This is a genomic window from Sunxiuqinia dokdonensis, assembly GCF_001270965.1.
GTDB classification, from domain to species: Bacteria; Bacteroidota; Bacteroidia; order Bacteroidales; family Prolixibacteraceae; genus Sunxiuqinia; species Sunxiuqinia dokdonensis.
The window spans coordinates 1-22,208 of sequence record NZ_LGIA01000184.1 but is presented as its reverse complement, the minus strand read 5'-3'; the positions used below and the strand labels follow the sequence as shown (position 1 = coordinate 22,208).

At 46.4% G+C, this 22,208-nt stretch carries 17 protein-coding genes and 1 pseudogene; 12 read left to right on the top strand and 6 right to left on the bottom strand.

Annotated elements, in window-relative coordinates; all coding sequences use genetic code 11:
• Positions 1 to 100 precede the first annotated feature (100 nt).
• The 5 genes from NC99_RS17000 to NC99_RS16980 all read right to left on the bottom strand — a co-directional run bounded on the left by NC99_RS17000 (position 101) and on the right by NC99_RS16980 (position 5,279).
• Positions 101 to 1,342 (bottom strand): tetratricopeptide repeat protein, encoded by a 1,242-nt coding sequence (locus NC99_RS17000; protein ID WP_053186496.1) that lies wholly within the window; start codon positions 1,340 to 1,342, stop codon positions 101 to 103.
• A 155-nt stretch (positions 1,343 to 1,497) separates the two neighbouring features.
• Entirely contained in the window at positions 1,498 to 3,015 is a 1,518-nt protein-coding gene (locus NC99_RS16995; protein WP_053186493.1) for a M56 family metallopeptidase, read from the bottom strand.
• Positions 3,008 to 3,394: a BlaI/MecI/CopY family transcriptional regulator gene (locus NC99_RS16990; protein ID WP_053186490.1), complete on the bottom strand. Its 387-nt coding sequence runs from the start codon at positions 3,392 to 3,394 to the stop codon at positions 3,008 to 3,010. Before NC99_RS16990 ends, NC99_RS16995 begins: the two co-directional genes overlap by 8 nt.
• A gap of 310 nt (positions 3,395 to 3,704) precedes the next feature.
• Positions 3,705 to 4,484, bottom strand: coding sequence for an amidohydrolase (locus tag NC99_RS16985; protein ID WP_053186487.1), 780 nt, complete (start codon positions 4,482 to 4,484; stop codon positions 3,705 to 3,707).
• 78 nt (positions 4,485 to 4,562) lie between these two features.
• On the bottom strand, positions 4,563 to 5,279 hold the full coding sequence (locus NC99_RS16980; RefSeq protein ID WP_053186484.1) for a cell division ATP-binding protein FtsE: 717 nt from the start codon (positions 5,277 to 5,279) through the stop codon (positions 4,563 to 4,565).
• A 158-nt stretch (positions 5,280 to 5,437) separates the two neighbouring features.
• On the opposite strand from NC99_RS16980, the gene NC99_RS16975 reads away from it, so the two are divergent.
• The 12 genes from NC99_RS16975 (at position 5,438) to NC99_RS16920 (ending at position 21,687) form a co-directional block, all read left to right on the top strand.
• A complete protein-coding gene (locus NC99_RS16975; protein WP_162231248.1) occupies positions 5,438 to 8,503 on the top strand; it encodes a tetratricopeptide repeat protein in 3,066 nt (1,021 codons plus the stop codon).
• 11 nt (positions 8,504 to 8,514) lie between these two features.
• The gene (locus NC99_RS16970; protein ID WP_157625001.1) at positions 8,515 to 10,302 is read left to right on the top strand and encodes a hypothetical protein; all 1,788 of its coding nucleotides are present in this window, start codon (positions 8,515 to 8,517) and stop codon (positions 10,300 to 10,302) included.
• 344 nt (positions 10,303 to 10,646) lie between these two features.
• Positions 10,647 to 12,617, top strand: a complete 1,971-nt coding sequence (gyrB, locus tag NC99_RS16965) for a DNA topoisomerase (ATP-hydrolyzing) subunit B (protein ID WP_053186476.1) — start codon at positions 10,647 to 10,649, stop codon at positions 12,615 to 12,617.
• Between the two features lie 61 nt (positions 12,618 to 12,678).
• On the top strand, positions 12,679 to 13,260 hold the full coding sequence (locus tag NC99_RS16960) for an LOG family protein (RefSeq protein ID WP_053186473.1): 582 nt from the start codon (positions 12,679 to 12,681) through the stop codon (positions 13,258 to 13,260).
• A gap of 205 nt (positions 13,261 to 13,465) precedes the next feature.
• Positions 13,466 to 13,831, top strand: coding sequence for a hypothetical protein (locus tag NC99_RS16955; RefSeq protein ID WP_053186469.1), 366 nt, complete (start codon positions 13,466 to 13,468; stop codon positions 13,829 to 13,831).
• A gap of 51 nt (positions 13,832 to 13,882) precedes the next feature.
• The gene (gene hemA, locus NC99_RS16950; RefSeq protein ID WP_053186465.1) at positions 13,883 to 15,133 is read left to right on the top strand and encodes a glutamyl-tRNA reductase; all 1,251 of its coding nucleotides are present in this window, start codon (positions 13,883 to 13,885) and stop codon (positions 15,131 to 15,133) included.
• Positions 15,126 to 16,064, top strand: a complete 939-nt coding sequence (hemC, locus tag NC99_RS16945) for a hydroxymethylbilane synthase (RefSeq protein ID WP_053186462.1) — start codon at positions 15,126 to 15,128, stop codon at positions 16,062 to 16,064. The genes hemA and hemC overlap by 8 nt, the downstream gene beginning before the upstream one ends.
• 80 nt (positions 16,065 to 16,144) lie before the next feature.
• A complete protein-coding gene (locus NC99_RS16940) occupies positions 16,145 to 16,888 on the top strand; it encodes a uroporphyrinogen-III synthase (protein ID WP_053186458.1) in 744 nt (247 codons plus the stop codon).
• Between the two features lie 12 nt (positions 16,889 to 16,900).
• Positions 16,901 to 17,893, top strand: coding sequence for a porphobilinogen synthase (gene hemB / locus NC99_RS16935; RefSeq protein ID WP_053186455.1), 993 nt, complete (start codon positions 16,901 to 16,903; stop codon positions 17,891 to 17,893).
• Positions 17,894 to 18,038: 145 nt separating this feature from the next.
• Positions 18,039 to 19,328 (top strand): glutamate-1-semialdehyde 2,1-aminomutase, encoded by a 1,290-nt coding sequence (gene hemL, locus NC99_RS16930; RefSeq protein ID WP_053186452.1) that lies wholly within the window; start codon positions 18,039 to 18,041, stop codon positions 19,326 to 19,328.
• Positions 19,329 to 19,453: 125 nt separating this feature from the next.
• On the top strand, positions 19,454 to 20,479 hold the full coding sequence (hemE, locus tag NC99_RS16925) for a uroporphyrinogen decarboxylase (RefSeq protein ID WP_053186499.1): 1,026 nt from the start codon (positions 19,454 to 19,456) through the stop codon (positions 20,477 to 20,479).
• An 881-nt stretch (positions 20,480 to 21,360) separates the two neighbouring features.
• The gene (locus NC99_RS16920) at positions 21,361 to 21,687 is read left to right on the top strand and encodes a hypothetical protein (RefSeq protein ID WP_157624999.1); all 327 of its coding nucleotides are present in this window, start codon (positions 21,361 to 21,363) and stop codon (positions 21,685 to 21,687) included.
• A gap of 42 nt (positions 21,688 to 21,729) precedes the next feature.
• On the opposite strand, the pseudogene NC99_RS22180 reads toward NC99_RS16920, so the two are convergent.
• Positions 21,730 to 22,208, bottom strand: a pseudogene (locus NC99_RS22180) (hypothetical protein); the annotation flags it as partial.

Sequence of the window (22,208 nt, the reverse complement as noted above, 5' to 3'; positions counted from 1 at the left end):
ACTTTACTGGAAATAATCATTAGACAAAAACAATTATTTCCAGTAAATATTAGTTCATAAGGATTAACTATTTAATGACATGAGTTAATCATTGGGAACTTCATTCTTCAAAAAACAATTCTTCCTTAATCCGCTGGATCCGATCGAGCGCGTAGTCCGCATTTTCGGCCGATTCGCCAGCTTCCAACAAATAGGTCCGATAGTAATTTATGGCCAGCGTTTTATTGAAGTTATATTCCTCGTAGGTGGTAGCAATCTCAAACAAAACCTCAACTTTCCGCGAATCGAGATCGTAAGCCTTTTGGTAACATTCAATCGACTTTTCATACGCCTGCAGTGAACCGTAAACCTGAGCCAAATGATGATACATTTCCGGATGAAATTCAGGAACCGAAATATAAATGGCAAAATCCAAATAATTCGAGGCTAGCGCAAAATGATTCAAACGTTTGTGGCTCACCCCAAGGTAAAAATTCACATAAACATCGTTGGGCGCAGCGGAATAACATTTCTCCAAAATTTCAATGGCGTCCTCGGTGTATTTGTTGTGATACAGACAAATACCATAATTCAGGAGAACCGGCAACAGCGTATCATGACGGGTCATGAATTGATGGTATAAACGCTGAGCCATTTGGAAATCTTTATTTTCGAAGGAAGCATTGGCCGTTTTCAATTGAATTGTCCGGTTATTTGGGAACTGACGACCCGCCCGATACAAAGTCATCATCATCCGATTTTTCTCCTTTAGCTTTTCGTACACACTCGCCAGATTAAAGTAGCCTGTCAGATCGTTGGGGTTTTGTTTCAGATAGCTTTCGTACAAACGGGCAGCCACTTTAAACGAATCCGCTTTATAAGCTGCCAGTGCACCATACTTTTTATACATTACGTTCGTGGAGTCAACACGCAATATTTCAGAAAAAGTAGCATGTGCCTTCTTGTAGTCATTCAGATATAAGCAGGATTTTCCCAGCGCGTACTTCATCAGCAAATCGTCTGGGTTTAATGAAAGCGCCCGCTCAAAATCAGCCGAGGCCTCGTGATGATTACCCATGGCCTGCAAAAGATCGGCCCTGTTGGACAAATACCTCACCGCCAGTGGTTCCTTACTCAAGGCCGAATCCAAGTCAGCAATGGCCGCAGGATAATCCATGAGCTGCTTATGCGCGAGGCTTTTCTTAAAATACAACTCCCCGTCTGGCTGGGCCTGAAGTTTCTGATCGATCAGATCAATTGCTTTGGCGTATTCCTGTTTTAAGAGCAACAAATCGACTTCATCCTGGGCAAAACTCACCGCCGGGATCAACAGGAAAAAGACAAGGGTTAGATTTCTGAACATGGCTTTGTTGTTTTAAATGAAATTCCCTGAAACGTCTGGAGCTCTCGTCATTGCGAGGAAGAATGACGAAGCAATCCTTTGACTGTTAATCATCAAGATTGCTTCGCTCCGCTCGCAATGACGGTCTTTATTCTTATTGATAGTTTCGTCGCATGCTATTGCAAAACAAAATCAATCGGAACGGTGTAAGCCACAGCCACATTGACGCCGCGCTGCTTCCCAGGCGTCCAGTTTGGCATTTCGTTCACCACGCGCATGGCCTCGGCATCCAATGACGGATCAACGCCACGGGCAATTTTAATCCGACCCACGGAACCGTCTTTTTCAACCACGAAGGTGACATACACTTTTCCCTGAATTCCGTTGTCCTGAGCAATAACTGGATATTTGACATGCTGTGCTATAAATTTCCGCATTTCCAGCTCACCTCCGGGAAATTCAGGCATCTCTTCAACAATATTAAAAACATTAGGATCTTCAGCACCAGCAATATGTCCGCCATATCCAACCACCACCACTTCGTTTACGGCGGTGTTTTTCGAATCCAGTGCGCCACTCTTCAGGGTGATATCGATCACGCCGTTTTTAGCCAACTCGCCATATTTTTCGACGTACAATTCAGCTGATGCATCTTTTAACACAGATACGGATAAGATATTCTGCGGATCCAACTTATCCATGGCATCGCGGTCAGCCATTTCGCCATCAATTAAAATTAAGGGTTGTTCACCATTGGCCGACTTGAGCTGAATCCCTTGTTCAGTTGTTTGGTTTTCAGAAAAATTCTCGTCCTTGTTTTCGCAGGCAAAAACCAGCACAAGGGCACAAGCCATAAGCACGCCCAACAAGTAACGCCATTTGGCTTGGTTTGAAGATTTTATTTTTGTCATCATTTTTAGTCTTGATTTAATGAGTGAGGAATTGAAATTGTTGGCAATCGAAAACTGATTACCAATAAATTGGGTGACCAAAATCGCTTTGTAGTGATTAACGGCCACGCCTTGATTTAATACTGCCCGGTCAGCCATGTATTCGTGGTTTTCCTTAATGACCCTCCGGAGTAACCAGAAGAATGGATTGAACCACTGAAAAATACTGATGAGTTCGAGTATTAAGATATCCACCGTGTGTCCCTGACGGATATGTTCGCTTTCGTGTGCAAGCATTTTTTCCCAGCCCGGCTGATTTTCCAGGTTTCGGCTTACAAACAAATAATTGAGGAAAGAATACGGACTTGAATTTTCGTCGATATAAACATAGTTGATTCCACTTTTAGTGACCAACTGGCCGTTTTTAATGACGAAAGCCAGTTGAGCCAAGCGCACGAGCACAATCAAACTAACAACCGTGGCTCCCAGTACATAAGCATAAACAAACAGCTGACTGGTTGAAATCCAGTTGACCAGCGAATTGGAAAAGCCGGAGCTGCTCACCGTAATTGTTTCCAGCAGGTTGGTTGTTCCGGCACTGGCCAGAAGCGCGTTGCCCGCGCCGGACGAACCCAGTACTTTGAACCGAAGCAAAGGCAGTAAGCTTGAAAAAACAACAGCAAAAAGAAGAAACAACCGATTGGCCTTGAAAAAGGTCTCGTTGCGCAAAAACACATAGTAAATGAGCGCCAGGGCTCCCAGGCTTAAGCCCGATTCCAAAATGTAATTGATAAAGCTATTCATCGCTTTTGTTGTTAGGTTCGTTTAAATCCTTGCCTACTTCTTTCATCAGTTCTTCCAGCTCGGCCAGGCTCATGTTGTCTTCGCGTGCGAAAAACGAAACCATCTCCTTAAATGAATTGCTGAAATAACCTTTCATGAAGTTTTTCATGTACTTCCGCGTATATTCCTTTTTGCTGATTAGCGGAAAATAGCGGTGCGTTTTACCAAAAGCCTCATAAGCCACAAAGCCCTTCTTTTCCAAAATCCGAACAATGGTAGAAACCGTGTTGTAGGCCGGTTTTGGTTCGGGCATCTGCTCAATCAGCTCTTTTACAAAGGCTTTCTCCTTTTTCCAAAGCAATTGCATCACTTGTTCTTCTGCTTTTGTCAATTCTTTCATGGTCGTTCTTTTTTCAGTTTGAATCAATAACAAAAATCAAGCCAACGAACTACAAGAATAGTTAAAAAACTAAACTTTTAGTTCTGTGAGTAAAAAAAATATCAGGTAAAATAATCTGCCTGTTTAAAAGTCGCTATTCGTTTCATAAGATGAATTTTTAAGAATGAATGTTGAATTGGAATTCCACTTCAAACCTACAACTAATATTTTAGTTTTCAAACTAAATTCATAGTTATAAAATTCAACGATCAAAAATTAGTGCCGGAGTAGGCAGATTCAGTGGTAAAAAATAAGGCTTCCCAAAAGTGAATCATTTCAGATCGAAATCGTCGGCGTCGGGCAAAACACGGAAGTTGTTGCGGAATTTCTCCAGCGAATCCTTGGAGAGTTTAGCGGTAATGATCTGCTCTTTCTTGTCTTCAGCGGCAACCATCACTTTTCCTTTTGAGTCAACGATACATGTATCGCCCAGGTAGTTAATCCCATTCGCATCTTGGCCAACGCGGTTGATTCCGGCAACATAGGCTTGATTCTCGATGGCGCGCGCCTTTAGCAGGGTTTGCCAGGCTTCGCGGCGCGGTGCCGGCCAATTGGCAACATTGATCAGCAAATCGTAATCCTGCCGGTTTCTACTAAATACGGGAAAACGCAAATCATAGCAAACCTGCGGAAGGATCCGAAATGATTTGATTTGAATGATTTTGCGCGTCTGCCCGCCAGTAAAATGCAGGTGCTCCTCTCCCATCGAAAACAGGTGTCGTTTGTCGTAATATTCCAGCTGGCCATCGGGAAAAGCGAAAACAAAGCGGTTGAAAAAATTTCCGTTTTCACGAATCATCAAGCTTCCGGCCACGACCAACTGTTTCACTGCAGCCAATTGCTTCATCCATTGAATGGTTTCGCCTTCCATCGTCTCCGCACATTTTTCGACATGCATACTAAAACCTGTGGCAAACATTTCGGGAAAAACGACCAAATCGATTTCTTCGGAAAGTTCATTCAGCAACTGGAGTAAATGCTTCCTGTTTTCAGCCGGCTGCTCCCAAGCCAGTTCGCATTGTATCAGAGCAATATGCAGATTGTTCGTCATAACAAATTGATTTTGATCGTTCGACACCCAATAAACCAACCACCAATCAGTACTGGCCGATGAACAAACAACACGCCGCTACTCTTCCAGCAAATCAGAAAAATCTACTTCGGTTTCGGTTTGAGAGGAGTCGCTTAATTTATTCTCGGCACAAACCAAGGTGCGTCCCGGATAGCGATTTAAAATGTGATAATCGTGTGTGGCCACGAGGATGGTTTTGCCCTGCTGGTTGATTTCCTTAAAAATACGCATCAGTTCATCCGATGTTTCGGGATCCAAATTGCCCGTAGGTTCGTCGGCCAAAATTATATCCGGATCATTCAGAATAGCACGGGCAATGACAATACGCTGTTGCTCACCGCCGGAAAGTTCGTGTGGCATGCGCTTCAGTTTCGACTTCATGCCTACCCGCTCCATCACTTCGTTAATCCGGTTTTCAATGGCCTTGTCAATTTTCCATCCTGTAGCTTTCAACACAAACGACAAATTATCGTGTACATTGCGGTCGGTCAGGAGACGAAAATCCTGAAATATCATGCCCAGCTTGCGGCGTAGAAACGGAATTTCGGATCGTTTGAGCTTACGCAGGTTAAAACCAGCCACGCGTGCTTCGCCATTAAAAAGATCCAGTTCAGCATTCAAAACCTTGATCAAACTCGACTTTCCACTCCCCACTTTTCCTATTAAATACACAAATTCACCTGGCTTAATATCCAGACTAACACGGCTTAAGATTAATTGGTCCTGTTGAAAAATATCAACATCCTGAAGTGAAATTATGGATTCGGAACTCATAAAGCTGACATTTGTTTACTGACTACAAATCTAGTTTTTTTTGAACAACCAGATAATAAAGCGAAGAAACAAACAGTTTTTTGTTAAGAAATCAATGGATGAATCCGCTTGAAAAGAAAACAGAATCGCTATTTTTAGGCAAAAATAAAACAAAGTCTATGAGAACAAGAATATTGCTGTTTGTCCTTTTGCTAAACTGCATCAATATAACCGGATACGGGCAGGAAACGGCTTATTATCCGTCGCTCGAAGCCGCCATTCATCAAGCCAAGGAGCTGTTCACCAAAAATAAATTCATTGCTGCCCAGCAACAATTCGAAGCCATTGCGCAAAAAGCCGATGACGGATCTGAAATTCAGTCGGAAGCGCACTTCTACAAAGCCTTGTGCGCCTTGCGCCTTGACAGCAAAAATGGTGAAGAATTGATCGTAAAATTTATTGAAGAACATCCGGTCAGCCCATACAAAAATAAAGCCTGGTTCGAGCTGGGCAGTTCCCAATTCAACGGTGGCAAATACGCTCAAATGCTCCGATCGTATCAAAAACTAAAGTCATCAAGCCTGGACAAGCAGGAACAAATAAAAGTGCATTACCAGAAAGGCTACGCCTATTTTCAAACCGAAAAATACCAATTGGCCGAAGTCGAATTTGAAAAAATAAAAGATACCAACAACCTGTATGCCGGCCCGGCCAAATACTACTGGGCACACATTCACTATTTAAAAGAAGACTACGATGCTGCCTTGTCTGAGTTTGACAAACTGAAGAACAACCCGGCTTTTGCAGAGGTGATTCCTTTCTACATGAGCCAAATTTATTACAAACGAGGCCAGTATGACCAGGTGATTGAATTTACGATTCCTTTGCTGGATGAAGTTTCGGAAGACAAAAAGCCCGAACTGGCAAAAATTATTGGCAGCAGCTACTTCTATTTGAAAGACTTTTCCAAGGCCATTCCCTACATGGAAGCCTACATTGATTTCACCAACAGCCGGGTGCCCGAAGAAAACTACATACTGGGCTACGCATACCATGCCACCGGACAATACAACAAAGCGATTGCGCCACTCGAAACGGCTGCGCGCGGAAAAGACGAGCTGGCACAAAATGCCTACTATCATTTAGCCGACAGCTATATTAAAACCGAACAAAAAGACAAAGCCCGCGTGGCTTTCGAGTCGGCGTCGGAGCTGGATTTCAACGCGGAAATAAAAGAAGATGCCCTGTTCAACTACGCCAAAATTACTTACGAGCTTTCCTACTCGCCCTTCAACGAAACAATCAAGGCATTCGACAAGTATATTGCGCTTTATCCAAACTCGGAGCGGAACGATGCCGCTTACGATTACCTGGTGAACGTTTACATGGGAACGAGCAACTACAAAGAAGCCATTGAGTCGATCGAAAAGATTCAGGTAAAAAACAGTTCCATTAGAAAAGCATACCAGCGGGTTACTTTTTACCGCGGGCTGGAGCTATTCAACAACTTGTATTACGAATCCGCCATCGGCCTGTTTGATCAGTCGCTTGCCAACGGCGAACATAGCGGTGAATTTAAAGCCGGGGCCTTGTTTTGGAAAGCCGAGGCCAACTACCGGCTTGGCAGATATCAGCAGGCGGTAAGTGGCTTCAATCAGTTTCTCAGGACGCCCGGAGCCAATGCCCGCCCCGAATTTAGAACCGCACATTACAACCTCGGCTATGCTTATTTTAAGCTGAAAGATTACACCGCGGCCGGTCAGTCATTCCAAAAGTATCTGGATAACAATCAAGACAATCAGGATCAAAAAGTAGCCGATGCATTCAATCGTTTGGGCGATTCTTTTTTTGTGAACCGCGATTTTCGCAACGCCATCAAAAACTACGATAAGGCTTTCTGGCTCAAACAATACGATGCCGATTACGCACTTTTCCAGAAGGCAATCTGCCTGGGTCTTCAGCGCGACCAGGATCAAAAAATTAGCAATCTCCGCACGCTGGTTCAAACATTCCCCAACTCAGGCCTGATGGATGATGCCCTTTACGAACTGGGCCGCTCGTATGAAAGAACAGGGCAAGCCAAAACCGCCGAAGGTTATTACCGCGATATCATCAACGACTTTCAGCAAAGCAGCTACCGCCCAAAAGCCATTTTGCAATTGGGCTTGGTGCTCTATAACCAGTCGCAGTTTAACCAATCGCTCGACGCCTACAAGCAAGTTGTGGAAGAATATCCAAACAGTCAGGAAGCACAGTCGGCCCTGCTGGGCATCAAAAATAACTACATCGAACTCAACAATGTTGACGCCTACTTCGCCTATGCTGAGCGACTGGGTTCCGGCGTCCAGGTGTCGGTTTCTGAGCAGGATTCGCTGACCTACCTTGCAGCCGAGAAATCCTACATGGCCCGCGACGAGCAAGCCAAATCACAACTGGAACGCTACCTCCGGCAATACCCCAATGGAAGTTTCAGCCTGAATGCACATTTTTATCTGGCCGAACAACGGTACACCGACAAGGAATACGCCCTGGCTTTGCAAGATTATGAGTGGGTGCTTGCCAAAGGCGAGAATATTTTCACCGAGCCAGCTTTGGAAAAAGCTTCGGAATTGCAGTTTAACGCAGCGAACTACGAACAAGCTTTAAGCTATTACGAACGGCTTGAAAATATTTCGAATACCCAGTGGAACCTGCTGAAAGCAAGGGCCGGAAAAATGCGCAGCCATTATAACCTCGGCAACTACCAGGCGTGCATTGATGCCGCAAAAACATTGCTGAGCTCCGAAAAGCTGACCGACGTTCTCAAACGCGAAGCCAATTACAAGCTGGCAAAATCATATTATCAAACCAAGCAACTGGACGCAGCGCTACCAATACTGGGCAACCTGGCTGAAGACACCCGATCGGAAGAAGGAGCCGAAGCCAAATATCTGCTTACTGAAATTCTATACACACAAAACCAATTGGCAGCCGCCGAAGAGCAGGTGATGGATTTCATTTCGAAAAACACCCCACACCAATATTGGCTCGCCAGAAGTTTCATCCTGCTGTCAGACATTTACCTAAGCCAGGGAGATCGTTTTCAAGCCAGGCACACCCTGAAAAGCATTGTTGAAAATTACCCGGAAACCGACGACGGGATCATTGAGACTGGCCAGGCCAAGCTGCAACACCTCGAAAGTTTGGATGAGCAGGAAGAACAAGAAGGAAAGCGTCCAATGCAAATCGACATTAACGAACAGTAAAATCAAGCAACATGAGCAAGTCATTTCTTAACTATATGCCTGTATTTCTCCTTGTCATGCTTACCGCCGTCAACGCCTCGGCACAGCAGGACAGCACCAACCTGAAACAGGAAGTTGAAGTGGTGAAAGCCTACGAGCCCAGTGTTTCGGATGTGTTTAAAATCAACGACATCCCAAAAATTCAGGATGAAAAAGGCGAAAAACCTGTATTTGAATATAAAATTAGCACACAGCCCGTATTTAGCACTTTTGAAGTGGCCCCGGTACAAGCCGCGCAAATGGTGGGTGAACCCAAGGCAGAATTGGGAAAAGGGCTGCTAAAAGCGGGCTTTGGCAATTACAAAACCCCCTATGGAGAGTTTTTCTTCAACACCGAAGCCGGGAGAAATTCCATTTTTGGATTGCATTTCAAACACCTGTCGTCGCACGGATCAGTGAAATTGATGAACGACGACAAAGTAGATGCTCCCCGCAGTGAAAATGTCGCAGAGTTGTTTACCAAACATTTTTTCAGAAGATCAGCCCTCAGTACCAAACTCTTTTTCGACCGCCAGGCGCATCGCTATTATGGTTATGCTGGAGACGAGCTTTCCAACGAGGAAAAAGAAGCCCTGTTTCCCTACTGGAATGAGCAACAAGCTTTCGCAAAAGGTGGCCTTCAATTCAACCTGAACAATGAGGAAGACACGCGTGCTGATTTAAACTACGATTTGAATTTGTACTTCCATCACTTCGGAACCAAAACAGACCAGACTGAAAACCTGATCAAGCTGGGAACCGGATTCAAAAAAGATTACAATACGTTTGAAGGATTACTGACCGCTTCGGTGAGCTACCTGAAAACCGATGGCATCATCAAGGAAATCACCTCTTCGGCTGGCAACAAGCAACAGGTTCTGATCAACCTCAGCCCGGCAATCCTTCTTCAGGGCGATATCGCCAAGTTGCAGGCCGGCATTCACACCTTCGCCTTGCTTGACGACGATGATGATGCCCGGCTTTTGATAACGCCAAATATCAAAGCCGAATGGTCACCGGTTGAAAACATGATGACCTTGTTTGCCGGAGCAGACGGCCGTTTGCAGCAAAACCACTATTCGGCCATTGCCGCCGAAAACCGTTTTGTGACTCCGACCCAGGACATCCGAAACACGGAACATCAGTACATTTTATCCGGCGGTATCAAGGGAAAATTTGCTCCGCGATTCAATTACCGTGCACAGGTCGATTACGCCAGCATCAAAGACGAACACTTCTACATTTTAAAAGAAACCGAGGTACTTGCGACATCAGAAACAACGTATCAACTTAATAGATCCAACACCTTTGATATTTTTTACGACGATTTGAAACAATTAACACTCGAACTTGAGTTGTATTACACGGCTTCCGACTTTCTCAATTTCCACGTCCAGGGAAAACACTTCAGCTACTCACTGGATTCGCTGGAGCAAGCCTGGCACAAACCCGACTTCGAATGGCGAATTTCAACCATTCTGAACCCGGAAGGGCCCGTGAAATTTAATGCCGACATCTTCTTTGTGAGTAAACGGCAAGCCTATGCACAACGTGCGGTATTCGATCCTTTAGCCAACATCGCAGGCCCTGTTCAGCTTGACAAAATGAACTACACGCTCTCCTCCTATGTCGATTTTAACTTTGGCGTAGAATATCAATACAGTCCGCAATTGAGTTTCTTTGGAAGGATGAACAACTTCGCCTTCCAGAAATACGAAAACTGGCTGGGATATGCGCAACAGGGTTTTAATGTATTGGTTGGTGCAAGCCTTTCTTTTTAAAAAAACAGAAAATCAGCAAAAAACGAATTAAAATTTCATCTGGCCCTGAACGCAAATACAACCGTCTAAATGACAGTCGCTTACAACTTAATAATTTGTTGAAAACTTTCGCCTTTTCCGTCAGGAAATCAGGCCGCTTTTGTGCATATTTTTGCTATATTTGTTCGTTACGAACTTAAAGCGCAGAATGATATTTAATCAACTGAAAATTAGACTCTTTTCTCATATCAGCCCAAAATAAAAATGGCATTTTAGCGTTGGAATACGGAATCGAACGCGAATGGAGCGTTTATCATTTGCTGCGATAAATAGAATCAATTTTGAATAAACCAAACATAGAATAGATGAGTGAAATAGAAAATAAGCAGAATAACGGTAAAGGAAACGGAAATTATTCTGCAGACAGTATTCAGGTACTGGAAGGTTTGGAAGCCGTACGCAAGCGTCCGGCCATGTACATTGGCGATGTAAATGAAAAAGGACTTCACCACCTGGTCTACGAGGTCATCGATAACTCAATTGATGAAGCGTTGGCAGGCTATTGCAACAATATTGAAGTCATCATTAATGAAGATAATTCAATTACGGTAACCGACGATGGTCGCGGTATTCCTACCGAAAAAATGACCAAAGAAAACAAATCGGCCCTGGAAGTAGTCATGACTGTGCTGCATGCGGGCGGTAAATTTGACAAAGACAGTTACAAAGTTTCCGGTGGTTTGCACGGCGTAGGTGTTTCCTGTGTCAATGCATTATCAACCGTATTGACCGCTGAAATTCACCGCGACGGAAAAATCTGGATGCAGGAATACCGTAAAGGCGTTCCCCAGTATGAAGTGAAACAGGTTGGCGAAACAGAAAAATCAGGAACCATCGTGACCTTCAAACCCGATGACACTATTTTTCTGACCACAACTTATAAATATGAGATCCTGTCGGCCCGATTGCGGGAACTGGCTTTCCTGAATGCCGGAATCAGGCTGGTTTTGATAGATAAACGTGAGACGGACGAGCTGGGAAACTTCAAGAGAGACGATTATTTCTCTGAAGAAGGATTGAAGGAGTTTGTTGAATTTCTGGACAGTGCCCGCGAAAAACTGATTGACGAAACCATTCATATTTCATCAGAAAAAGCCGGAATCCCCGTTGAAATCGCCTTGCATTACAACACTTCATTCTCGGAGAATATCCACTCTTACGTCAACAACATCAACACCATCGAGGGCGGTAGCCACCTGACTGGTTTCCGGCGCGGACTGACCAGAACGCTGAAAGGTTACGCCGAGACATCTGGCATGCTTTCGAAACTGAAGTTCGATATTAGTGGTGATGACTTCCGCGAAGGCTTGACCGCCGTTGTTTCAGTAAAAGTACAGGAACCCCAGTTTGAAGGCCAAACAAAAACAAAATTAGGAAACTCCGAAGTCAGCCTTCCGGTTGACCAGGCCGTGAGCGAAATGCTTTCTTACTACCTCGAAGAGAATCCGAAAGCGGCGAAAGCCATTGTCAACAAAGTAATTTTGGCCGCGACGGCACGTCATGCTGCACGCAAAGCCCGTGAACTGGTGCAGCGCAAAAATGTGATGTCGGGCGGTGGACTGCCCGGTAAATTGGCAGACTGCTCAGACAAAGATCCTGCTGAATGCGAAATCTACCTGGTTGAGGGTGACTCGGCAGGGGGAACAGCTAAACAAGGCCGAAACCGTCGCTTTCAGGCCATTTTGCCTTTAAGGGGTAAAATTCTGAACGTTGAAAAAGCCATGCAACACAAAGTATTCGACAACGAAGAAATCCGGAATATCTTTACGGCTCTTGGCGTTTCAATCGGAACGGAAGAAGACTCCAAAGCGCTGAACATGTCGAAAATTCGCTACAACAAAATCATCATCATGACCGATGCCGATGTGGACGGAAGCCACATTGCCACGCTGATTATGACTTTCTTCTTCCGGTTCATGAATGACCTGATTAAGGCGGGTTATCTTTATATTGCGACGCCACCATTATACTTAATCAAAAAAGGTAAACGCGAAGCCTATGCCTGGAACGACCAGCAACGTCTGCAACTGATTAACGAGTGGGCAGACGGAAAAGAATCGCAGGTACACACCCAGCGCTACAAAGGTTTGGGTGAAATGAACGCGGAACAGCTGTGGTCAACCACCATGGATCCGGAACGCCGCACACTTCGCCAAGTGACCATTGAAAATGCGGCTGATGCCGATCATATTTTCAGCATGCTCATGGGCGACGAAGTTCCGCCACGCCGCCAGTTTATCGAAGATCATGCGGTGTATGCCAATATTGACGCCTAAAATAAAATAACGGAATGCCGTCTGCAAAGATGGCATTCTTCTTTTAACCAATAATTATTGTATGAAAGTCTGTGTTTTCTCCTCCTCAAGCAATGCCATCGATCCGGCTTATATCGACGAAGCCATTCATTTGTCACACCTCATTGGACAGCAAAAAATGACGCTGGTTAATGGCGGCGCCAATGTGGGGTTGATGGAAACCGTATTAAAAGAAGTGGTGGCAGCAGGCGGGCAAACCATAGGCATCTTGCCTGAAAAACTGAACGGACACAAACTGGCCTCCGAGTACGCACAAGAACTCATCATCTCAAAAGATATGATGGAGCGCAAATCCATCATGCGCGAAATGTCCGACGCATTCATCGCTTTGCCGGGTGGTTTCGGCACGCTAGAAGAAATTCTCGAAGTCATCACCCTCAAACAGCTCGATTACCACAGCAAAGCCATTGTTTTTATCAACACCAATGGCTTTTACAACCATTTGTTTCAACAGTTTGAACGTTCCTTCGAAGAAAACTTCGCCAAGCCCTCGTACCGGGAGCTCTACTTTGTCGCCAACAACAGCGAGGAGGCAATTAATTATTTAGAAAGCTACACGCCCCCTACTCCCATCAACAAGTGGTACAAAGTTCCGCAGAAATAGACAAATTCTGAAAACTAAATTCAGGCTGTTTTGTTTGTAAGTTGAAATTTGTCGGGGTCGAAACAAGGCTTGAAACCGTTTGTTCGCACGCATAGGCGAAATGGCATTTCTTAAACATGTCAATTAATTGATTAATATCAACCCAATCATGCCTGATTTTCGACAGACATTATTAATTTTGTTGCTGCAAATTTAAACGATCGCTATGTTTTTTCTTGGATTAGCCGGTTCTTTCATGCCCTACCTCTTATTGATGGGTGCTTTGTTTGTCCTCACATTGGGGGTGAACATGAAAGCTGGTGCTGAAGAAGAAGTGGTCGCTGAAAAAACAATCGAATACCAAAACCCCAACAAACAAGAAGTAAAGACGGACAACTGTTGTCATTTTCACCAAACTGATGAAAATAGCGACAAAGATCAAAGACAATATCAAGCTGACAAACAACAACTTGATAGCTTCACAACCTATTCTCCGCCTGGCAAAACGATCTTTAGTTTAGTACATCATAGCTATTCATTCGAAAATTACCACACCTACTGTGGCCTCTCTCCACCGGCTTTGGTTTCTTAGTACATTCATTCAAGAAATCAATAACCAAACGTTCATTTATTTTCAACACGCATGATTGGAGTAGTAGGCTTAAGTCATAAATCGGCACCCGTACATATTCGCGAAAAATTTGCTTTAAACAAGGAAGAGTACACCGATTTGTCACAAACCATTTTGAAAAATAAGAATATTGGTGAACTCGTCATCATTTCTACCTGCAACCGCACCGAATTGTATTTCACCGCCGAAGAATGCTGTTCTCCCGGAGCTTTTCATATCCTTTTTCACTACTTGAAAAAGCACATCAACGAAGAGGACGGATTCGAATCTCATTTCTACCAATACGAAACAAAAAACGCTGTTAATCATCTGTTTCGGGTTGTATCCGGCTTGGAGTCGATGATGCTGGGCGAATATCAAATTGTTTCGCAAATCAAGGAAGCCATCAGCCACGCCGAAGAAATTGGCTCGGCCGGCAAAATCCTCACCCGGTTGTTTCACAAAGCACTGGAAACGGGAAAGCAAGTCCGCACGAAAACCGCGATGAGTACAGGCGCATTCTCCGTGAGCTACGCAGCCGTAGAAAAGTGCAGCAGCATTTTCGAACAACTTCCCGATAAAAAAATATTACTGATTGGCGCTGGCGAAACCGGCGAATTAGTCATTAAAAACCTTTACAAAAAAGGCTGCCAAAACATTGTGGTTACGAACCGCACTACCTCCAAAGCCGAAGAGCTTGCCCAACGTTTTTACGGCACAGCGCACGATTTTAACGAATTGAGCTCGGCCGTTCGTGCTGCCGACATTGTCGTTAGCTCCATTTCCTGCAAAGCCCCGCTAATCACCCCTGAAATTTTGGGCACCGAGAACACCGAAAAGCAAACCGTCTTTATCGACTTGGGCGTACCACGCAATATCGACCCCAGAATTGCGGTACAAGAAAATATTACCCTTTATAATGTTGATGATTTGGAAGAAGTAGTCGCGCAAAACATGGAAAAAAAGAAAACCTATGTCGCTACTGCTGAAAAGATCATCGCTAAAAAAACCAATGAATTTGGCGATTGGTTAAGCATCCAAAACCTTTCACCTGCCATTCAAAACATTATGCTTGGGGTGAATGAAATTAACCAGTCGGAACTGGCCCTCTTCAAAAAATTTCATAACGAAGAAGAATACCAAAACATGGAAAAGTACGGCAAGCACATTGCTGAAAAGCTCGTCAAATCCATGATTCGCAACCTAAAAAACATCAGCGATAACGGCCGAAAAACCGAATACATTAAAGTAATCAACGACCTCTTCTCCCCTTCCCATGACTAAAAAAACAATCAAAATAGGAACACGCGGCAGCAAGCTGGCCCTTTGGCAAGCCGAAACCGTAAAGAGCGAACTGGAAAAAGCCCATCCCACACTCCAGTTCGAACTGAAAATCATCAAGACAAAAGGCGACAAAATTTTGGACGTGGCATTGTCGAAAATCGGTGACAAAGGACTTTTTACGAAAGAAATTGAACAGGCTTTATATGACAACAAGATTGATCTGGCCGTGCACAGCCTGAAGGACCTGCCCACCGAACTACCCGAAAACCTGATTGTTGGAGGCATGCTGAAACGGGCTGATGTCCGCGATGTTTTTATCTCAAAAGATGGACGTAAACTTTCGGAGTTTACAGCCAGCGATAAAATTGCTACTTCCAGCCTGCGGAGACAAGCGCAGTTGTTGCATTACAAGCCAGACTTGCAGATTGTAGATATTCGTGGTAATGTGGAAACGCGCCTGAAAAAAATGAACGACGGGCATTGCGATGCCTTGATTATGGCTGGTGCCGGCATTTTACGACTGGGTTACGACGAAGTGATCACGGAATTTTTAGATACTGACGTGATGCTGCCCGCCGTGAGCCAGGGAGCGGTAGCCATCGAAATCAGAGAAGACGACGACTACACCCAACTGCTGGTGGATGCCGTGACCGACGAGACGACCCGGGCAACTACGCTGGCCGAACGTTCGCTCCTGCGCGAGTTGGAGGGCGGCTGCCAGGTGCCGGTAGGTTGCTTTTCAGAAGTGAATGGCGACCGAATCAAGTTGACAGGCATGGTGGCCAGCCTGGATGGAAAAATCCGCATCAAAAAATCGGTTGAGACAACACTTGATGAAGCGTCAGAGAAAGCGATTGAGCTGGCCCAACTGATTCTGGATGCCGGCGGCAAAGAAATCCTCGACAGTATCCGACCAAGCGCTGTCGATTAAAAATATTGAACATCAAGATCCCTGGATCAAGCATCAAGCATCAAGCATCAAGTATCTAGCATCCAGCATCAAACAAAACAGTGACAAAAAAAAATGACATATTAAAAGGCAGAACCTTCGTTTGCACCTATCCTGAAAAAGAGCAGGACGAGCTGGTTACCATGCTCACGAACGAAGGTGCCAAGGTACTTTCCATGCCTGTCATTGAGATTTCGCCACTTCCCTTTCAGCTCAAAAAAAACATCGACCAATACGACTGGCTGATTTTCACCAGCAAAAATGCCGTGCAACCTTTCACCGACAGTTACCCGAAGGTTCCCTGCAAAATAGCTGCGCTGGGCGAACAAACCGCCCAAAAGCTGGAGCAGTTTAATTTACAGCCAGCTTTTATCGGCTCCGGAAAATCGGCACATGATTTTGTGGATGAATTTATGCCCAAACTTCAAAACAATGAAAAAGTGCTGGTGATTTTGGGTAACCTGGCACCCGATACGCTTCAGCAAAAACTGGGCAAAAAAGCACCCGTTGACCGGGTCAATGTTTACCAAACCCATGCTGCTGCCGATATCGATTCCAAAATACTTGACAGCATTGACCAGGGAGCCTACGACGCTTTGCTGGTCACCAGCCCGTCGGCCGTTCGAAGCCTGATCCAGAAGCTAAAAACAACGCCGGATCAATTGCGTTTCATCAGCATTGGAACAACCACCACGGCCGAGATCAGAAAATACGGGACTGAACCTTTGGCAACGGCCAACGACCCCAGCTACAAAGGCCTGGCCGAGGCAACCATTCGCTGTTATCAATCGAAAGTAAAAATTTAAAAAAAGACCAATATGAGCTTTCCAATCACACGACTCAGAAGACTAAGAAAAACCGCCACCATCCGAAATATGGTGCGCGAAACCGAGGTCAACCGCAACGACCTGATTATGCCTTATTTTGTTCTTCCGGGCGAAAATATTGCCAACCCGATCAAATCGATGCCCGGCAATTTTCAGCTGTCAATTGACAAGCTGGTTGAAGAAGTGAGGGACCTCGTAACAAGAACAGGGGTCGACAAAATCCTGCTGTTTGGTATTCCGGCTGAAAAAGACGAAACCGGCGAAGTAGCCTGCCAGCACGACGCGATTGTGCCGCAAGCCATTCGTGCCATCAAAGCGGAACTGCCCCAGGTGATGATTGTGGCTGATGTGTGCAACTGCGAATACACCAAACACGGTCACTGCGGAACCATTATGGATGGCGATGTGGACAACGACAGCACCCTGGTCACACTGGCTGCACAGTCGGTAACGCTGGCCAAGGCAGGCGCCGACATCATTGCGCCCAGCGACATGATGGACGGCCGCGTGGCTGCCATTCGCGAAGCGCTCGATGCCAACGGATTTTCCAACACACCCATCATGGCTTACTCGGCCAAATACGCGTCCGGCTTTTACGGACCTTTCCGCGATGCCGCCGAAAGTGCTCCGCAATTTGGCGACCGCAGCACCTACCAAATGGATCCGGCCAATGCCGATGAAGCCTTGCGTGAAGTGGAGGCTGATCTGGAAGAAGGGGCCGACATGGTGATGGTTAAACCGGCGTTGAGCTACATGGACATCATTAGCCGCGTGAAAATGACCTACAATGTTCCTGTGGTCGCCTACAACGTGAGCGGTGAATTTTCGATGGTGAAAGCAGCAGCGGCCAACGGCTGGATTGACGAGCAAAGACTGATCAAGGAAATCCTGACTTCGCTGAAACGCGCCGGAGCCGATGTGATCATTACCTACCACGCCAAAGAATTTGTATTAAGCGAACTCGAAAAAGGAAATCGGGTCTAGATGCGGGATGCGGGATACTGGATACTAGATGCCAGATACTTGATATTGGATGCTAGATACTTGATACCCGAAACCCTGAAACCCGAAACTCGAAACTTGAAACTCGGAACTCGAAACTCGGAACTTGAAACTCGAAACTAAAAAGATGGAACTGAATAAAAGCATACAAGCATTTCAAAAAGCAAAACAACTCATCCCCGGAGGTGTGAACTCGCCGGTGCGTGCCTTTAAAAGCGTGCAGGCCGATCCGGTCTTTGTCGCCAAAGCCAAAGGCGCTAAAATTTGGGACATTGATGGCAACGAATACCTGGACTTTGTCGCCTCGTGGGGGCCGATGATTTTGGGACACGCCCGCGAAGAAATTGTACAGGCCGTTCAGCAAGCCGCCGAACGGGGAACCAGCTACGGTGCCCCTACCCTCATCGAAAATGAAATGGCGGAACTGATCACCAGCATGGTGCCTTCGGTAAAAAAAGTGCGGATGGTGAACTCGGGAACGGAAGCCACGATGAGTGCGCTGCGCCTGGCTCGCGGTTTCACGGGCCGCGATTTGGTGGTGAAGTTTGCAGGCTGCTACCACGGCCACGCCGACAGCTTTTTGATTAAAGCCGGTTCAGGAGCCATTACCCTGGGATTGCCCGACAGCCCCGGCGTAACCAAAGCTTCAGCAAAAGATACCCTGACGGCCGACTACAATAATCTGGAGTCAGTGCAAGAGCTGTTTCAGAAACATGGCGACAACATTGCCGCCATCATACTGGAGCCTGTTGCCGGAAACATGGGCGTGGTGCTACCCGAAGAAGGTTTTCTGAAAGGCTTGAAACAAATCACGGAGAAGTACGGTGCCCTGCTCATCTTTGATGAAGTCATTACCGGCTTTCGTTTGGCAGCGGGCGGTGCCCAGCAACGTTTTGGCGTAGAACCCGATCTGACCACGCTTGGAAAAATTATTGGCGGCGGACTGCCTGTTGGTGCGTACGGCGGCCGTGCCGAAATCATGGACAAGCTGGCACCTGATGGCCCGGTTTACCAAGCCGGAACATTGTCGGGAAACCCACTGGCCATGGCTGCCGGAAGCGTCATGCTCAGCACGCTGAAAAACAGCCCATCGATTTACGATGAGCTGGAGCGAAAAGCGGCTATGCTCGAAGCAGGAATCAAAGCCAACCTGCACCGAACGGGCGTTGCCGGTGTGATCAACCGGATTGGCTCCATGATGACCTTGTTCTTTACCGACAACGAGTCGGTGAAAAGTTTTGAGGATGCGATGACTTCGAATACAGCCCGATACGCCAGCTATTTCAAGAAATCGTTGGAAAGTGGCATTTACCTGGCGCCATCGCAGTTCGAGTGCCTCTTCATTTCAGATGCACACACGGATGAAGACATCGCCCGAATTATTGCAGCCAACGAGCAAGCGTTAAAAAGCGTGTAACTGGATAATCGACGCTGGATGCTGGATACTTGATATTAGATGCCGGATATTAGATACCAAATAGATCAGGAATCCAGCAATGAATGACAACAAATGACAATGAATGACGATAAATGACCACAAAGATGATGCAATCCATATTTTTAGATACACTTCAGGGAAAGCAAACCGAGCGACCACCGGTTTGGTTTATGCGCCAGGCCGGGCGCGTGTTGCCCAACTACAATCAGTTGAAAGAAAAATATACCTTTCGTGAATTGATGGATGATGCCAAACTGGCTGCCGAAGTGACCCTGATGCCGATACACGATTTGGGCGTTGATGCCGCCATTTTGTTCTCTGACATTTTGGTCATACCCAACGCCATGGGCATGGAGCTGGAATTTACCGATCACGGGCCGGTGTTCAACAAGCCGCTGAAAGGGCTGGCCAATCCGGCCGACCATTTGAACCCCGATCCGGCCAAGCTCGACTACATTTACGGGGCCATCGACGAAATTATCCGCCAACGGCCCGCGAACATCCCGCTGATTGGTTTCTGCGGAGCGCCGCTGACCACCATGTGCTACATGTTGCAGGGAATTAGTTCCAACCCCAACTTCCCGGATGCCATTAAGTTTTTGTTTCAGCATAAAAAAGAGGCCAAACGGGTAATTGATGCCATTGCCGACTTGTCGGTCGTTTACGCCAAAAAGCAGATTGAACACGGCATCGATGCCTTCCAGTTGTTCGAAACGCATGCCAACCTCATTCCGGTTGAGCTGTACAATGAATTATTCATGCCTGCCGTGAAACAGATTAGCCAGGCCGTTCGCGAAACCGGCACGCCCTTTATCTTTTTCCCCAAAGGAATTGGCACCGGATTGAAATACGTGACGCCCGATGTGGCTGATTTTGTGAGCATCGACTGGCAAATGCCCATTGAAGATGCGCGCGAAATCGTTCATGCCGAAGTGGGCTTGCAGGGCAACCTCGATCCACGGCATTTGTACGCCAGCCAGGAAGAAATTGAGAAAGAGCTGGAGAAATTCAAGACCTTTTTCCACAAGAACAGCAAGTGGATCTTCAATCTGGGCCACGGGTTCCTGCCCGACATTCCCTACGAAAACGCCAAGTTTGTGGTCGACTGGATTAAACGAACCGACTGGTAGATCGGGGGTTGCCTGAATCAGATTTTTGGGCTAAAGCCCTGTTGTTGCAGGCTGTCTCAGCTCCCCCGGATAAATCCGGGGGTTAGTGATGATACTCATCATCTTTCTTCCACTGACTACGAGTGCCGCACCAATCAGTAACCCGGCCCTTCAGGGTCGGGCCATTGTAGCAACGTAAGCTGGGCTTTAGCCCAAACCTCTTCGTGCACTGTCTCGTCTCCCCCGAATAAATCCGGGGGTTAGTGATGGTACTCATCATCTTTCTTCCACTGACTGCGCGTATCGCACCAATCAGTAACCCGGCCCTTTAGGGTCGGGCCATTGTAGCAACGTAAGCTGGGCTTTAGCCCAAACCTCTTCGTGCACTGTCTCGTCTCCCCCGGATAAATCCGGGGGTTAGTGATGGTACTCATCATCTTTCTACCACTGACTACGAGTGCCGCACCAATCAGTAACCCGGCCCTTCAGGGTCGGGCCATTGTAGCAACGTAAGCTGGGCTTTAGCCCAAACCTCCGCTTCACCTACGTTTGAGCGAAGCGATAACCGCTTGACCGCTTATTCATTTTGAACATACCAAAGGCTTTCTCTTTTTCCAAAGAACCGCCTCAAAAGGCTTTTGAAATTAAAAATATTATTTGAAATAGCGATCATAGGTTAGCTTGATTTATTGATCGAATGACTTCAAGCTCATCCGATCAACTGGCGGAGTAGCTGACCCTTGAGGGCTTTCGTCCGCAAGCCTTATGAAAAGCGGGTTATCGCCTCATCGCAATAGTCTAACACCCATAACGATCTGATTTGAAAGCTTCCCGCAGCCGTGCGGCAAGACAGAAATTTTTGTGGCTGGCTTCCTGCAGCCGTGCAGCATGCAAAAAATGTTATGGCTGGCCTGCCGCAGCGCTGCAACACGGAAGAAATTTTTTTTGATGGCCTGCCGCAGCCGTGTAACATGCAAAAAATGTTGTGGCTGGCCTGCCGCAGCCGTGCGACAAAGCAGAAATTTTTGTGGCTGGCTTCCCGCAGGCGTGCGGCAAGGCAACAAATTCGTTGGCTTGCCTCCCGCAGGCTTGCAGCATGGCAATCGAAAGGAATGCTGATCAATCCGGGTGGGCCCGCGACTATCCGAATTGACACGACAATGATCGGAAGCCCCAAAGCCGTGCAATCAACAGGGGCTGATCCCGGGCGAAAAACCTCATCCCGATAGACATTCAGATTTGCCGGTTCAAGCAGGGACAGTTGGCCGCGGCTACTTTCCCAACTGCTTGAAGTACGCCAACTGCATTTCAAATTCCTCCAGGTCCGGAATGTCATTGTAGTGCCACTTTTCCAGAATTGTTCCGTTTTTAATCAGCATCAGTCCCGGGTTGGAGCGGATCATGGTTTTCAGCGTGATTTCATCGGCATTGAACAGCTCGAAAGGAATGTCATGCTCCGCGCGGAACTCGTCAATCTCATCAAACATCGACGAGGTCAGCCCGATGAAGTTCATGCCTTTTTCTTCGGCATAGCGAGCCAGTTCGTTAATTGCGGCCATCTTGGATATATCCGCTTTCTCCAGATTATAGGCGATGTAGAAGAAGGTGTAACTCTCATCGTACAGAAAAAAGTCCTTGATATCCTCACCTTCGGGCGTTTCAATAAAGAAGTTGTGAATGGGCGGCTCGTAGCCCTTTTGCACCAGCACCGGATCTTCCATCGATACAAATTCCCAGTTCAGGGTGTCTT

Coding starts and splice junctions, on each gene's coding strand:
- NC99_RS16920 (WP_157624999.1), top strand. CDS start 21,361: ATGGCTGGCCTGCCGCAGCGCTGCAACACGGAAGAAATTTTTTTTGAT.
- NC99_RS16980 (WP_053186484.1), bottom strand. CDS start 5,279: ATGAGTTCCGAATCCATAATTTCACTTCAGGATGTTGATATTTTTCAA.
- hemB (WP_053186455.1), top strand. CDS start 16,901: ATGAGCTTTCCAATCACACGACTCAGAAGACTAAGAAAAACCGCCACC.
- hemL (WP_053186452.1), top strand. CDS start 18,039: ATGGAACTGAATAAAAGCATACAAGCATTTCAAAAAGCAAAACAACTC.
- gyrB (WP_053186476.1), top strand. CDS start 10,647: ATGAGTGAAATAGAAAATAAGCAGAATAACGGTAAAGGAAACGGAAAT.
- hemA (WP_053186465.1), top strand. CDS start 13,883: ATGATTGGAGTAGTAGGCTTAAGTCATAAATCGGCACCCGTACATATT.
- hemE (WP_053186499.1), top strand. CDS start 19,454: ATGATGCAATCCATATTTTTAGATACACTTCAGGGAAAGCAAACCGAG.
- NC99_RS16970 (WP_157625001.1), top strand. CDS start 8,515: ATGAGCAAGTCATTTCTTAACTATATGCCTGTATTTCTCCTTGTCATG.
- NC99_RS16995 (WP_053186493.1), bottom strand. CDS start 3,015: ATGAATAGCTTTATCAATTACATTTTGGAATCGGGCTTAAGCCTGGGA.
- NC99_RS16975 (WP_162231248.1), top strand. CDS start 5,438: ATGAGAACAAGAATATTGCTGTTTGTCCTTTTGCTAAACTGCATCAAT.
- NC99_RS16985 (WP_053186487.1), bottom strand. CDS start 4,484: ATGACGAACAATCTGCATATTGCTCTGATACAATGCGAACTGGCTTGG.
- NC99_RS16990 (WP_053186490.1), bottom strand. CDS start 3,394: ATGAAAGAATTGACAAAAGCAGAAGAACAAGTGATGCAATTGCTTTGG.
- NC99_RS16955 (WP_053186469.1), top strand. CDS start 13,466: ATGTTTTTTCTTGGATTAGCCGGTTCTTTCATGCCCTACCTCTTATTG.
- NC99_RS16960 (WP_053186473.1), top strand. CDS start 12,679: ATGAAAGTCTGTGTTTTCTCCTCCTCAAGCAATGCCATCGATCCGGCT.
- hemC (WP_053186462.1), top strand. CDS start 15,126: ATGACTAAAAAAACAATCAAAATAGGAACACGCGGCAGCAAGCTGGCC.
- NC99_RS17000 (WP_053186496.1), bottom strand. CDS start 1,342: ATGTTCAGAAATCTAACCCTTGTCTTTTTCCTGTTGATCCCGGCGGTG.